The sequence below is a fragment of the Nocardia salmonicida NBRC 13393 genome, assembly GCF_001613085.1.
Classification (GTDB): domain Bacteria; phylum Actinomycetota; class Actinomycetes; order Mycobacteriales; family Mycobacteriaceae; genus Nocardia; species Nocardia salmonicida.
Genome location: NZ_BDBR01000052.1, coordinates 36003 through 49723, shown reverse-complemented (window position 1 = coordinate 49723; position 13721 = coordinate 36003). Strand labels below are relative to the sequence as shown.

Here is a 13721-nt window from a genome sequence, read left to right as displayed (position 1 = left end):
TTCCTCAGGTCTGGAGGAGCGTCAGTGTGGCATGAAGCGGCCGTTGACCACGGCCGAGATCCGGCTGTAGCCGGAGGCGAGGAAGCGCACGCTCACGTCGAGCACCTTGGCCTCCCAGCCGATCAGCACGCGGGCCTGGCCCTTGCGCACACCCTCGGTGATGGTCTGCGCGGCCATCTCCGGGGTGTGAATCGCCAGGTACTTGTCGAACAGGGTGGCGGCGTTGGCGCCGTCCATGCCCTCGGCGTAGGTGGCGTTGCGGGCGACCGCGGTCTTGATGCCACCGGGGTGCACGCAGGTGACCTTGACGGGCGCCTTGGCGACCTTCATCTCCTGGAACAGCGCCTCGGTGAAGCCGCGCACCGCGAATTTGGCCGAGTTGTAGGCCGCCTGGCCGGGCACGGCGACCAGGCCGAAGAGGCTGGACACATTGATGACGTGGCCGTCGCCGGACTCGATCAGCATCGGCAGGAACGCCTTGGTGCCGTTGACGACGCCCCAGAAGTCCACATCCATGATGCGTTCGATGTCTTTGAACTCGGTCTTGATCACGTCACCGTGGTAGGCGATACCCGCGTTGTTGTAGATCTGGTGCACGACGCCGAAGTGCGCCTTCACCTGATCGGCGTAGAGCAGGAACGACTCACGCTCGGCCACATTGAGCCGGTCGGACTTGACCTGTGCGCCCAGCTTCTCGCAGGAGGCGACGGTCTGGGCCAGGCCCTCGGCGTCGATATCGGACAGCGCCAGCTTGGCGCCGCGCGCGGCCAGGTTCTCGGCCAGTGCGCGGCCGATGCCGGAGCCTGCTCCGGTGATCACGCATACCTTGTTCGTGAAGTAAGCATCTTTGCTCACTGTGCTGCCACCACTTCCCTATCGGCGTCTGCGGTTGTCGTAGTGTAGGCGGCGGCATCGAAATGCCGTGTGAGCCTACGGAATTCGAAGGTGAAGTCCGGCCACAACGTGGTGTTGTTGCCGTGCTTGTCCAGATACCAGCTGGCGCAGCCGCCAGTGTTCCAGACGGTCTTGCCCAACTTTTCCTGCAGGTCGGCGTTGTAGGCCCGCTGCGCTTCTTCGCGCACCTCGACGGTCCGCAGACCGCGCTTGTCGATCGCCGCCAGCGCGTCGCTGACGTAGTTGATCTGCGATTCGATCATGTACACCATCGAGGTGTGGCCGAGCCCGACGTTCGGGCCGACCAGGAAGAACATGTTGGGGAAGTTCGCGATGGCCGAGCCCTTGTAGGCCTGCTGGCCGATCTCGTCGAACACCTCGGCCAGTGTGCGCCCGTCGCGCCCGATCATCGAGTTGTAGGTCGGGGAGTCGGTGACGTGGAAGCCGGTGGCCACGATCAGCGCGTCGATCTCGCGCTCGGTGCCGTCCTTGGTGACGATCGAGCCCGGCTTCACCTCGGCGATGCCGTCGGTGATCACGTCGACATTGTCGCGATCCAGCGCGGGGTAGTACTCGTTGGAGATCAGCATGCGCTTGCAGCCGATCCGGTAGTTCGGGGTGACCTTCTTGCGCAGTTCGGGATCGCGGATCTCGATCTGCAGCTTGGCGCGCGAGAGGGCCTCGAAGGCCTTCATCAGCACGGGGAAGCGGGTCAGGCCGACGACCTGGGTCTCCCGCGCGGCGTAGATGGCCGCGCGGGAGAGGCGCTGCACGGCGGGGATGTGCTTGAACGCCAGCCGCTCGGGCAGCAGATACGGGCGGTCCATACGCGGCAGCAGCCACGGCGCGGTGCGCTGGTAGACGTCGAGGGTGGCGACCTTGCTCGCGATGGCGGGCACGATCTGGATCGAGGAGGCGCCGGTGCCGATCACCGCGACGCGCTTGCCGGTGAGGTCGGCGTCGTGGTTCCAGCGGGCGGAGTGGAAGATCTCGCCCTCGAAGTCGTTGATGCCCTTGATGTCGGGTAGCGACGGCTCGCACAGCGCGCCGACCGCGGAGACCACGGTGTCGGCGGTGAAGTCGCCCTTGGTGGAGCTGATCTCCCACTGCGCGTCCGCGTCGTTCCAGCGGATGCTCTGCACGTCGCAATCGAAGATGTGCCGGTCGAGCACGTCGTGACGCTCGGCGACGCTCTTGATGTAGGCCTGGATCTCGCCCTGCTTGGAGAATGAGCGGGTCCAGTCCGGGTTCGGGGCGAACGAGTACGAGTACAGGTGCGAGGGCACGTCGCAGGCAGCGCCGGGGTAGGTGTTGTCGCGCCAGGTGCCGCCGACTTCGCTGCCGCGCTCGAGCACGAGGAAGTCGTCGCGACCCTCCTGGCTCAGGCGGATGGCCAGGCCGAGCCCGGCGAACCCGCTGCCGACGATGATCGTCTTCACATGGCGGGTTTCGGCGATCAGGGGTTCGACAACGTTGTCTGTGACCTTGCGACTCATGTAAAGCAGAATACGGTCTTATTGAGTCTGAGTCAATAGCTATTGAGCAAGATTCAGTAGTGGCTAAGATGGCCGGTGTGAGTACCAGGAGTGCGGGAGAGACGAAGCGTGTGCGGCTCAGCCCCGAGGAGCGTCGGCTACAGCTGATCACCCTCGGCGCCGAGATGCTGGCCGACCGAACGCTCGAGGAAGTCTCGGTCGACGACATCGCCAAGCAGGCGGGGATCTCGCGCGGCCTGCTGTTCCACTACTTCGCTTCCAAGCAGGAATTCCACCAGGCGATCGCCCGGCATGTGAACACCGAGATCTTCGTCGCGATCATGCCCAACCGCGAACTGTCGCTGTTCGACATGCTGCGCGACTCGATCGAACGGTTCGTCGACTACGCCACCGAGCACTCCGCGTCCTACCGTTCCGTGCTGCGCGGGCCCGCCAGCGTCACCCCCGACATGGTCGGCTATGTCAACGAAACCCGCGGCGCCATCACCGATCTCATCGTCAGCGAACTGCCGCTGCCGCCCGAGGATCCCGATCTGGCCCGGCTCACCTTGGCTATTCGCGGCTGGATCGCCTTCGTCGAGGAGACCATCCTCACCTGGCTGATCGACAAGCCGATCAGTCGTGAGTCGCTGGTCGACCTGCTGGTGGAGTCGTTGCCCGCGCTGGCCCTGAGTCCGGCGTTGATCGCCGCGCTGCGGGATTGAGATTCCTGTTAACGGACCGAGCGGCGCGTCGCGAACTTGTCATGAGATGCCCTGCTCTCGGGGCGTCCGCTGCTGCATGGGATGAGGTTGTTCGTGCGCCGAATCTGTTGTGGCAGTTGATCTTCGGATGCCGAATCGTGACCGTGACGGCGGCTAACGGATGGCCGGTTCGGGACGACGAAGTGGGTATGACTCTCACGAACAGCACGTTTCGCAAACTCTCTGCCGTAGCTATTTCCGCCGGTGCCGTCCTCGTCGGGCTCGGTGCGCCCGCCGGTGCGCTGCCGTCGGATCCGGTCACGGTGTTCACGCCGACGCTCAGCAGGACTCCCGGCGCCAACTGCGCGGCGATCATCAACGCCCAGACCGTGCCGCAACCGCAGTCGGGCACCTTCGGAGTACGGGTGGCGATCACCCAGACCGGGGACTTCTGCCAGCGCTACATGGTGGCCGTGCGCTTCCGCAATCTGGATACCGGCGTCAGCAACGGCCAGTCGCACCCCGTGGAGAACGGGCAGATTCTGCACGCGCCGGACAATGTGATCGTCGGGTTCGGCACCGCGCCCGGCAAGGGCCGGGTGGAGGCCTGGATCGTGACCACCGACGAATCCCTGCCCCAGCATCAGGAATTGGAGCAGATCTCGGGACACGCGATCTTCACGCTCGGCTGATTTCGTAGTTTCGGCGTCGGGGCGAGTGCGCAGGTGAGCGCACTCGCCCCCTGTCGTGCATGCCCTAGCCGGACTTCGGGCGGGCGCGCAGGTGTGCGCGCTCGCCCTGTTTGCCGAACAGGCTGATGAATTCGACGGATTGTTCGTCGGCGGCGCCGAACCAGTGCGGGATGTGGGTGTCGAATTCGGCGGCCTCGCCGGGGTTCAGGATGAGGTCGTTGTCGCCGAGGATCAGGCGAAGGCGGCCGTTGAGCACGTACAGCCATTCGTAGCCCTCGTGGACCTGGGGAGTGTCGGGGCGATTGCGCGCGCCGGGGGCGATGATCATCTTGAAGGCCTGAATACCGCCCGCGCGCTTGGTGAGCGGGAGCATGGTCATGCCGTGGCGGGTGACCGGGCGCAGGTGGATGCGCGGGTCGCCGGTGGGCGGGGCGTCGACGAGTTCGTCGAGGGTGACGCCATGCGCCTTGGCCAGGGGGAGCAGTAGCTCGAGGGTTGGTTTGCGGTCGCCGGATTCCAGGCGGGACAGCGTGCTGACCGAGATCCCGGTTTCCTGGGAGAGGTCGGCGAGGGTGGTCTGGCGCTGTTTGCGCAGGGTGCGCAGCCGGGGGCCGACCGAGTCGAGGGTCTGATCGAGGTCGTCCATGCTGTCCAGTTTGCCATGTCGGCAAAGAAGGTTGCCAGTATTTGTCGCTGGGATGCACTGTGGGTCCTCGAAGGAGGTCGAGATGACACAGCTGAACGATTCATACGACGTAGTGGTGCTCGGTGGTGGAGCCGCCGGGCTGAACGCGGCGCTGATGCTGGCGCGTTCGCGGCGCTCGGTGGCCGTGATCGACGCGGGGACGCCGCGTAACGCGCCTGCTCAGGGGGTGCACGGGCTGCTCGGCCGCGAGGGGATGTCGCCGTTGGAGCTGCTCGAGCTCGGGCGCGCGGAGGTGCGTGGGTACGGCGGACATGTGGTGTCGGGTCGGGTTGTCGGGGTCGCCCGTGCCGCTGATGCGCCGGGTTCGACCGACATCGCGGAATTCGTGGTGACCCTCGCCGACGGTCGCACCGTGCGAGCTCGGCGGGTTCTCGTTGCCACCGGGCTCGCCGACGAGCTCCCCGAGGTCTCCGGCCTGCGCGAACACTGGGGTCACGACGTGCTGCACTGCCCGTACTGCCACGGCTGGGAGGTGCGCGACCAGCGCATCGCCGTGCTGGCGAGCGGCCCGATGGCGGTGCACCAGGCGCTGCTGTTCAGTCAGCTCAGCGACGACATCGTCTTCCTGTCCCACACGGCTGCCCCGTTGAGTGACGAAGACGCGGAAAAGCTGGTGGCCCGGGGCATTCGGATCGTCGACGGCAAGGTCGTCGAGGTGCTCGGCGCCGACCGTCTGACGGGCGTCCAGCTCGCCGACGGCACCGTCGTCGAACGCGACGCCCTGGTCGTCGGTCCCCGCATGAACACTCGCGCCACCTTCCTCACCGATCTCGGCTTGGTCCCCGAACCGCACCCTTCCGGCATGGGCGACCACATTCCCGCCGATCCCGTTGGCCGCACCTCGGTGCCCGGCGTCTGGATCGCGGGCAACGCCACCGACCCGTCCGCCCAGGTCGGCGCGGCCGCGGCAGCCGGTGCCATGGCCGGTGCGCAGATCAACGCCGAATTGGTGATGGCCGAAACCGCCGCCGCGGTAGCCGAACGCCGAGCCCGTGCCGGCCAGGTCGAATCAGTGCCTGTGTGAACCGGATCGGCTCGACATGACGATGGCCCCGACGTGTGTCACGCCGGGGCCATCGTCCAGGGCTCAGTTGTCGGCCGGGCAGACCGTGCTGCTGAACGGGCACGGCTTGAACAGTTCCTCGATGAGCAGTACCAACGTCCCACTCCCGCTGGTCGCGTCGGCACTGCCGGTGCCCGCCTCGGCGACCGCCACCACCGGCGCGGCCGCCGCGGTAGCGGGCACTACAGCGCCGAGTGCCACCATCGCCGTCGCTACGCCAGACATCACGAATTTTCCGATCGACACGCTAACTCCCAAGTTCGAAAAGTCTTGCCACAGTTGGCAGCTTGGATGCTGCCCGCTGAACCGACCGACCGGTAGCCCTGAAAACCGGGGGTGCGCTCCTTCAGCCGAGTGCTTCGCGCGTCCTGACCGAACCCGAGACCCTTCGCACTCCGCACGCCGACCTCACGGTTAGCGCTGTCGCGTTCTGGGCCGACGACCCGCGAGCCGCGGTCGCGCAGATCCGTGCGGCGATGGTGGACCGCGTCTGAAGGTTCACCCCTGATCGGGTAGGGGCGCATCGTCGGGGAAGCGGCGAACGACCTCGATCGCACCGACGATATTGCGGTTGAATTCGTCGAGATCCTCTGCGGTGATCCAGTATTCGAGGATGTCGCGGCCGCCGGCTTGCTGGACTTCGTAGCGGTCGAGATAGGCGGTGTCGACCTCGAAACGGGTGACGTAGCCCGCGCCGGAGGCCGGTACGTTCCAGTCTCTGGCGATGAGGATCGCGTAGGCCTCGTTGAGGACCGGGTAGAAGATCGGTTGGTCGGGCAGGCGCGGTGGCCAGGTGCGCCAGCCGGATTCGGCTACCAGGGCCAGCTCTTCGGGACCGGTCGGGCGCCACAGGGTCGTGGTGTGCATGCGGGCACCGTAGTCGGGCCGGATAACCGGTGGCCAGCGGGTTTCGGCTCGGTTCAGCGGAAGGATTCGAGGCCGGTTACCCGGAGTAGGTCGAGGGCTGTGGCGGAGGGGGTGTGGGGAGGTGCGGAGTAGATGATGACGGTGTGGTCGGTGTCGGGGACGTGCATGGCGTCGCAGTCGAGGGTGAGGGCGCCGAGTTCGGGATGGGCGATGGTTTTGGTGAGGCTGTGCATGGCGCTGGAGCGGCCTTCCTGCCAGAGCGATTCGAATTCGGGGCTGCCGGTGCGTAGTTCGGTAAGCATGCGGGTCGGGCCGGGGTCGTCGCGACCAAGGTGTTGTTCGGGCTGACCGCGGTGGTCAGCGCGGCAGCGGCTTTCGGGGGTGGCTGGCTGTTGATCCGGCGCAAACGGCGTGCCCGATCGCCTCGCTGCGTCGGTGATTGCAGTTCTGCGGCCAGTCTCAGCCGGGGCTGTCGTAGCGGCCAGTGCCGATGAGTTCGGGTCGCCATCGGTCTGGTCCGATCAGGCGGGGGTGTGCCGCTGGTACCCGGTGAGCATCGCGGCGACGTCCGAAACATGACCCAGCGTCGGCCTGTGCCGCAACACGGCATCGGGTTCCCCGGCAGAGACGAGAAGTCAACCTTGCGACGAGTTCGTTGGTCGGCGGTTCTCTTCGAGGTAGGACCCTCGATATCCCGAACGCACCGTGATGAAGTCATCGACCAATACCGCGCCGTAAGCCACGGCGATGAGCGCGGCCAGTTGAACCCATGCGACCCACACCACACCGATCGGAATTGTCGCGCAGACCGCGACGGCCGCGACCAGGCGAGTCCACGGTCGCGGCAATCTCAGTGCCGACCGGAAGCAGAACTGACCGAGGAAGTAGAGGGCGACGCCGCCGGACAGCGCCGAGGCGGCGGCCAACGATGCGGGTTCGTCGCCGTGGGCGATGCTCATATTGATGCCTGCGGCTGTCATGACGATGCCGACGAGCAACGGGACCAGGGCGTAGCTGTAGGCCAGGATGGCGACCTTCGAACGGTCCCGGGAGGGGACCGCCGCCAGCGCGTGTTCACCCCGCTCGTCATCGAGACCGAAATACGCCCACCACAGCACATAAGCCAACGTCAGACCGAGCGCGACATTGGCGATCAGGCCGACTGTGAGTCGCTGCCCGGTCAGTCCCGCACCGATCGAAACGATCGATTCGCCGATGGCGACGATGATCACCAGCCCGTGCCGCTCGCAGAAATGTCTTGCCCGCACCACGAAATCGCCGGTATCCACCAGATATGGGCTGAGCAGCTGGACAACGAACGCCAATGTCCAGCAAACGTATTGGAGCTGGCCGTGCGTGATTCCGCCGACCAACACCAGGGCTGCTCCGAGCGCGTTCAGCGGACCGATCTTGGTGATGGCGATATGTGCGCCCGCGCCCCCACTGAAGAAGAACATCGCGGTATGCACTGTGGTTACCAGCACATAACCGATGCCGAAGGCGAGTCCGGTGCCGTGGAAGGCGTCCGGGATCGCCAGCGCGAGGACGAAGAATCCGAACATGCCGAGCAGCAACCAGGTCCGCCGACTGCTGGTAGTCGGCGCGACCTCGTTGGTGAGCCACACGTATCCGCCGTACATCCACCAGATGACGCCGAACATCAGCGCAATCTGGCCCACAGCTGTCCAGCCCGGATGGTGGATGAAGACGTGGGTCAGCTGGGTCAGGGTGAAAACGAATACGAGGTCGAAGAACAGTTCCAGGGTGGTCACCCTGACCTGTCCGCCTTCCTCCTCTGACGCTGTGGTCTCACTGGTCACATTATGAGAATAGAGCGATCGACGGATTCCGTCCCAACGCACACCGCAAACATCCGGCAATCCGGTCCTGGAGTGGTCCGACTCTCTGACCATCCCATAACCGGCTCGGCAGGAAGTCCCACGCCGACCGCCCGTCATCGACGTACACGTCCCCGACCGCCGCGTTCAGATCCTGCACCCGCACCGTGCCGTCATCGACCTGCCCACCGGTGGACCGTTGCCGCTCATCACCGACCCGCGACACCCGCGCGTAGGTGTCCAACACCAAACTATTACTGGCCGCTACCTGCGGTTTTGCCATGGCAATCACTCCCAGACGGGCAGGGGGCTACTAATCACATGCTCACCCCGGCCAGGCTCGCCACTTCCTCGCGCCGCAATTCTGGCGCCTGCCTGCGTGACCCGTCCGGCAGGCCCGCGTCGGCGGGGGTCAGCCGGGAACGCGCGGTGCGCAATACCGTCGCCAATTCCGCTCTGTCCACCCCTCCCATGGTGCCGCAGGACAGCGGATCAGGGGGAGGTACCGCCGGTCCTATGTGATGGTCTCCAGCAGCGTCGGCACGATCTCCATGATCACCGACCCGAAATGGCGCGGTCTGCTGCCGCCGGCTCTCGGCTACCCGAGCACCAAGGCGGCGCTGAACATGCTCACCGTCATGTACGCGAGCGAACTCGGTGCGATGAAGGTCAACGCGATCGATCCCGGCTACACCGCCACCGACCTCAACGGGCACAGTGGTTTCCAGACCGTCACCGAGGGCACCGACGCCGTCGTCGCCGTGGCGACCGCCGACCGGGACGGCCCGACCGGTGGATTCTTCGACCGAACGGGCGCCGCGTCGTGGTGAAAGCGGGCGCGCTGTTCGTGGCGGTGCTCGCCGGCCTCGGCGTCACCACCTATCTGATGAGAACGGAGAACCCAGTGGCACAACCGAAGACGAGCACGGTGCTGTCGATCGGCCTGCGCCCCGGCGCCGTCGACTACGCCCGCTACCCGCAGATCGACGAAGCCACCCTGACCGCACGCATCGCCGCTGGCGAAAGCGCCTTGCGCGAAGCAGGTTTCGACATCGTCTCCTGCCAGGTCCCGGCCGACCCCGACGCGGCCGAAGCGGTCCTGCGCGAGTGCGCGGCGGGTGGGGAGTTCCGGGTCGCGATGATCGGCGCGGGCGTGCGGATGGCGCCAGAACACACTCTGCTGTTCGAACGCTTGATCAATGTCGCGTCCGATCTCACGCCCGGAATCCGCTTCTGTTTCAACACGTCTCCGGAATCCACGGTCGACGCCCTGCGCCGCTGGGTCCAGCCCGGTTGATCGGTGACCGCCTACTTGTGGCCGCCGCTGTGATCGTGGCTGCAAGTGTCGGTGCGTCGGCCGTCGGCGCTCGCTTGACCCGCGCCATGACCTTCGAGCGCCGCGAACGGACCGCACTGATGCGGCGCGATCCACACGTGCACCATCGGGTTGCCCGAGCCGGGGTTGATGGAGTTGGGCGGGCAATTGCCCTGGGTGTCGAGGACACCGGCGACCACGGGGCCGTTGTCGCCCGCCTTCCAGCAGAGATTGTCGTGGACGTGCCACTGCATCAGGGAACCGCCGAAATCGACCAGGCTCGGGTCGTCGATCTTCTTGCCGTTGGCGATGTACATCGCCGACACGAGGGTGCGGTTGGTTCCGTCGACCCGATAGACCAGCGACTCCGGGTGGGCGGGGTCGAGGAAGTTGTTGTCGCGGATGTAGCTCATGTTGATGTAGTGCTCGTACCCGGTGGCCGAGTCGCCGATCGAGCGGAAGCCCAGGGCGCCGACGGTATTCACATCCGCGAAGGCGGGCAGGCCGTCGAGAGTGCTGCGCACCAGGTTGGTCGCGCGCGACTGCTGGTCGGACGTCACACCGGCGACACCCGACAGGTCGATCGGCTTCGTGGGATCCCACGGGCGAGGCCAGTTCGCCTCGGTGCCGTGGTCGTCGCCCGCGCCGTGCTCGTGGTCGCCGCCCGCGGCATGCGCGTGATCGCCGGTGTCGCCGTGACTGTGGACGTGCCCGACACCGTTGAGCATCGCCGCCAGTGCCAGCACACCCACGGCCGCGGCCGCGATCCCGGACCGCATCGGCGGCAGGATCGCGGTGGGCCGGAGCAGGCCGATGCCCGCAGCGACAGCGGCCAGCGCACCCAACGCCGCGCACACGGTGTCGGCCACCTGCGGTGACTCCGCGGTCAACCCGGCGATCCACCCCACATCGGCGAACCGGGTGAACGCCCACACCGCGGCGGCGAAGGCATTCACCGCGAGCATCGAGCTCACAACCACCTTGCGCTCGCTCAGCAAGACCGCCAGCCCGGTCGCGCACTGGATCGCGGCGAGCACCACCATCAGCCGCGCCAGCGTGGCGTGCTCGGTGTGCATCCCCGCCGCCATGAAATGCACGGCGCCCGCCCCCACCGACGCGATCCCGCCCAACAGCAGGTATCCGTTACGTCCGTTCGCCATGCCACGCTCCTGTCCAGTAGTTCGGGGCGGACACTACCCGGGCACCGTAAGGCGCAAGTGCTGCCCGGATAAGAGAACTCTGTGACCCACGCGACAGTCGAAGCCGGCGGTACTTCGGTGGAGAAATCGCCGTGGAGTTCAATCATGTTGGGGCACATAAGACTACGATTCCGGATGGCGAACGCCGGACGGCGTGCGGCGCGGGGTGCGGTACAGGGGGAGATTCGTGGTCGATCCACGTCGGGTAGCGATACTGGTCCAGCGATCGGGCAACGCGCAGTTGACGGACGTCACCTCCGAAGTCGCCCACTATCGAGTCACAACCGACCGGGTGCTCGTGCGCTATCGCACGAGCACGAAGGAGTATCCGCACCGCCGCGACCGCGCCGCGGTTCTCGATCGAGTCCAGCGCATTCCGGTCAGCGAGGATCACGGGTTCGCGATCGATGGAGTCGTATGGCCGGCGATCACAGAGGCGTACCGGTTTGCCGCCGACAACGGCCAGAGCTGGTGGCGGTTCTTCAGTGGCGCCGATGACCGCTACTACACCTACACCGATCAACGCGTGTCGATGATCCCGAACGCCGCCGCCGCCGCATCGACCGCACGGATCCTGGCCTACTGGCGTGCGGTCGCCGCGACCCTGCCGGAGGAAGGGCGCTCCCTGCGCGACGCCTATCGGGCGATGACATTCGTCCATCCCGAGAGCGCACTGCATCGCTACCTGGAACGGTTACCGATCGACCCGCTCGAACCGGCCGAATCGCCGACGATCTACCCCTTCCGAACCAATCTCAGCCAGCGGGATGCGATCGAGAACGCGCTGGGGAATTCGGTATCGGTAATCGACGGACCTCCGGGAACAGGGAAGACCCAGACGATTCTCAATCTGATCGCCAATCTTGTCACCCAGCAGGGCAAGACGGTCGCGGTGGTGTCCTCGAACAACGCGGCCGTCGACAATGTCTACGACAAACTGGTCCAGGAGAAGTTCGGGTTTCTGGCCGCGAATCTCGGCCGCAAGGAGAAGAAGGTTCAATTCTTCGCCGGACAAGCGGTGCGGAATCAGGCCGTCGAGCAGTTGTGCGCGGGCCCGCAACCGCCGATGCCGGCCGCACAGGAACTGACATCACTCGACAAAAGTCTGCGCGCTCTGTTCGACACCGAACGCGAGCGTGCGCAGTCTCGCACCGAGTTGCATGCCTACGAGCTGGAGTTTCAGCACTTCCAGGGCTACTTCGAGCGCCAGGAAATGCCCGATGCCGATCATCTTCCCGTGCTGCGGTGGAGCGCTGCGAAGATTCTCGATTTCATCGTCGACACCGACATCGAAGCCACCGACGCGACCCGAGTCAGTCGCGTGGTCAACCGGGTCAAACGCTATTTCCGCTATCGGTCGCTGCGCGAGGTCGACCCCGGCGATGTGGACATCGTGTTGCAGTTGCAGTGGCTGTACTACGAGAAGCGCATCGCTGAGCTGACGCGGCGCATCGCCGAGTTCGACGCGGCACTGCGGTATTCGGAGTTCGAAGCCCTCGCACAGCGCCAGCGCACCGCGTCTACGCAGTGGCTCATCGGGGCGTTGCGCGAGCGATACGGTCCAGCGACTCGCCAGGCCTACGAACTGAGGAGCTACCGTCAGCGTTTGTTCAAGGACTTCACGCGCGATTATCCGGTGATTCTCAGTACCTGTCACTCCCTGCCGACCAGTCTTGGCGCCGGATTTCTCGTCGACTACCTCATTATCGACGAGGCCTCGCAAGTCGACCTGCTCGCCGCTGGTGTCGCGATGGCGGCATGCCGAAATCTCGTGGTAGTGGGTGACTTACGCCAACTGGCGCACATTCCGAACGCGGGCAGTCCACCATCGCCGGACCCGGCCTACGACTACCAGCAGCACAGTATCCTGTCGTCTCTGATCGAAGTGCACGGATCCGATCTGCCCCGGGCCATGCTCCGGGAACACTATCGGTGCGCTCCGGACATCATCGAATTCTGCAACCAGCAGTTCTATCGCGGTGAGCTCATTCCCTACACGAGTGCGCGACCGGGGGATTCGGCGATGGTCGTGGTGCGTACCGCACCCGGGAACCACATGCGACAGCACACACACGGCATTCGCGGACGCTCCAACCAACGCGAGGTCGATGTGATCCAGCGCGAGGTACTCCCACAGTTCTGTGCCGACTTCGAGCCGACGCAGATCGGAATCACCACGCCCTATCGCAAACAGGTGAGCAAAGTCGCCGATGCGCTTATCTCGGCGATCGAGGCCGATACCGTCCATAAGTACCAGGGCAGGGAGAAGGACGCAATGGTCATGACCACCGTGATCGACGAAACCTGGCGTGGGCAAACAGGACTCGAATTCGCCGACGATCCGCAACTGGTCAACGTGGCCGTCTCCCGGGCGAAGCATCGGTTCGTACTGGTCACCAATCACGACATGCTGCCCAAGAGTCGAAATCTCAATGACCTGATCGGGTATATCCGCTACCGGAACATCGATCGGGAAGTCGTCGACAGCGAAGTGGTCTCGGTCTTCGATCTGCTGTATCGGGATTACGCGCGACGACTACGCCCGCTTGCCGCGAGGATCGGCGGCACATCGAAGTTTCGTTCGGAGAATATCATTGCTGCCGTGCTCGACGACCTGGTGAGTGAACAGCGGTACGGGCACCTGTCGTATCGGCAGCAACTGCTCCTGAAGAACCTCTTCATAGATACCGGCGCGCTTCCCGCGGAGCAGGCGCGGTATGTCAAGAATCGAGCATCGGTCGACTTCGGCATCTACAACCGAGTCACCAAGAGACTCTTGTGTGCGATCGAGGTCGACGGATTCAAATATCACGAGGACAGTCCGGCCCAGCTGGCCAGGGATGGCCTGAAAGACGCGATCTTCACCGCCTACGGAGTGCCCCTCATCCGGCTGCCGACTACCGGCAGCGCCGAGATCGAACGTCTGCGTACCGAATTCGCAGCGTTCAGGTAGTTGGCGCAGCGGCAT

General features: G+C 65.3%; 15 protein-coding genes. 6 read left to right on the top strand and 9 right to left on the bottom strand.

Annotation, left to right across the window (positions count from 1 at the left end; translation table 11 throughout):
• Positions 1–21: 21 nt before the first annotated feature.
• Both NS1_RS34450 and NS1_RS34445 read right to left on the bottom strand, forming a co-directional pair.
• Positions 22–855, bottom strand: a complete 834-nt coding sequence (locus NS1_RS34450) for an SDR family NAD(P)-dependent oxidoreductase (RefSeq protein ID WP_056813280.1) — start codon at positions 853–855, stop codon at positions 22–24.
• Positions 852–2390, bottom strand: a complete 1539-nt coding sequence (locus NS1_RS34445) for a flavin-containing monooxygenase (RefSeq protein WP_062991332.1) — start codon at positions 2388–2390, stop codon at positions 852–854. Before NS1_RS34445 ends, NS1_RS34450 begins: the two co-directional genes overlap by 4 nt.
• Before the next feature lie 68 nt (positions 2391–2458).
• Here NS1_RS34445 and NS1_RS34440 point away from each other — a divergent pair, with 68 nt between their 5' ends.
• On the top strand, positions 2459–3094 hold the full coding sequence (locus tag NS1_RS34440) for a TetR/AcrR family transcriptional regulator (RefSeq protein WP_056813274.1): 636 nt from the start codon (positions 2459–2461) through the stop codon (positions 3092–3094).
• Between the two features lie 188 nt (positions 3095–3282).
• On the top strand, positions 3283–3765 hold the full coding sequence (locus NS1_RS34435) for a hypothetical protein (protein ID WP_062991373.1): 483 nt from the start codon (positions 3283–3285) through the stop codon (positions 3763–3765).
• Positions 3766–3829: 64 nt separating this feature from the next.
• Here NS1_RS34435 and NS1_RS34430 read toward each other — a convergent pair whose 3' ends face one another.
• Positions 3830–4411 (bottom strand): helix-turn-helix domain-containing protein, encoded by a 582-nt coding sequence (locus NS1_RS34430; RefSeq protein WP_062991330.1) that lies wholly within the window; start codon positions 4409–4411, stop codon positions 3830–3832.
• A gap of 82 nt (positions 4412–4493) precedes the next feature.
• On the opposite strand from NS1_RS34430, the gene NS1_RS34425 reads away from it, so the two are divergent.
• A complete protein-coding gene (locus NS1_RS34425) occupies positions 4494–5495 on the top strand; it encodes an NAD(P)/FAD-dependent oxidoreductase (protein ID WP_062991329.1) in 1002 nt (333 codons plus the stop codon).
• 63 nt (positions 5496–5558) lie between these two features.
• Here the strand turns inward: NS1_RS34425 and NS1_RS34420 are convergent, their stop codons facing one another.
• The 5 genes from NS1_RS34420 to NS1_RS40535 all read right to left on the bottom strand — a co-directional run bounded on the left by NS1_RS34420 (position 5559) and on the right by NS1_RS40535 (position 8703).
• Complete coding sequence (locus tag NS1_RS34420; protein ID WP_062991327.1) at positions 5559–5780, bottom strand: hypothetical protein; 222 nt, start codon at positions 5778–5780, stop codon at positions 5559–5561.
• Positions 5781–6032: 252 nt separating this feature from the next.
• Positions 6033–6401 carry a hypothetical protein gene (locus NS1_RS34415; RefSeq protein WP_062991325.1) on the bottom strand — a complete coding sequence of 123 codons (369 nt, stop codon included), beginning with the start codon at positions 6399–6401 and terminating at the stop codon, positions 6033–6035.
• A 53-nt stretch (positions 6402–6454) separates the two neighbouring features.
• Positions 6455–6841, bottom strand: a complete 387-nt coding sequence (locus NS1_RS42030; protein ID WP_255284806.1) for an MmyB family transcriptional regulator — start codon at positions 6839–6841, stop codon at positions 6455–6457.
• 195 nt (positions 6842–7036) lie between these two features.
• Entirely contained in the window at positions 7037–8221 is a 1185-nt protein-coding gene (locus tag NS1_RS34405) for a low temperature requirement protein A (RefSeq protein WP_062991321.1), read from the bottom strand.
• Between the two features lie 335 nt (positions 8222–8556).
• Positions 8557–8703: a hypothetical protein gene (locus NS1_RS40535; RefSeq protein ID WP_218020001.1), complete on the bottom strand. Its 147-nt coding sequence runs from the start codon at positions 8701–8703 to the stop codon at positions 8557–8559.
• Between the two features lie 57 nt (positions 8704–8760).
• On the opposite strand from NS1_RS40535, the gene NS1_RS34395 reads away from it, so the two are divergent.
• Both NS1_RS34395 and NS1_RS34390 read left to right on the top strand, forming a co-directional pair.
• Positions 8761–9069, top strand: a complete 309-nt coding sequence (locus tag NS1_RS34395; protein ID WP_062991317.1) for a Rossmann-fold NAD(P)-binding domain-containing protein — start codon at positions 8761–8763, stop codon at positions 9067–9069.
• Positions 9063–9536, top strand: coding sequence for a hypothetical protein (locus NS1_RS34390; RefSeq protein WP_218020000.1), 474 nt, complete (start codon positions 9063–9065; stop codon positions 9534–9536). The genes NS1_RS34395 and NS1_RS34390 overlap by 7 nt, the downstream gene beginning before the upstream one ends.
• An 11-nt stretch (positions 9537–9547) precedes the next feature.
• On the opposite strand, the gene NS1_RS34385 is transcribed toward NS1_RS34390, so the two are convergent.
• Positions 9548–10714, bottom strand: a complete 1167-nt coding sequence (locus tag NS1_RS34385) for a hypothetical protein (protein ID WP_062991315.1) — start codon at positions 10712–10714, stop codon at positions 9548–9550.
• Between the two features lie 226 nt (positions 10715–10940).
• On the opposite strand from NS1_RS34385, the gene NS1_RS34380 reads away from it, so the two are divergent.
• Complete coding sequence (locus tag NS1_RS34380) at positions 10941–13706, top strand: AAA domain-containing protein (protein ID WP_062991313.1); 2766 nt, start codon at positions 10941–10943, stop codon at positions 13704–13706.
• The last annotated feature ends 15 nt before the right edge of the window (positions 13707–13721 follow it).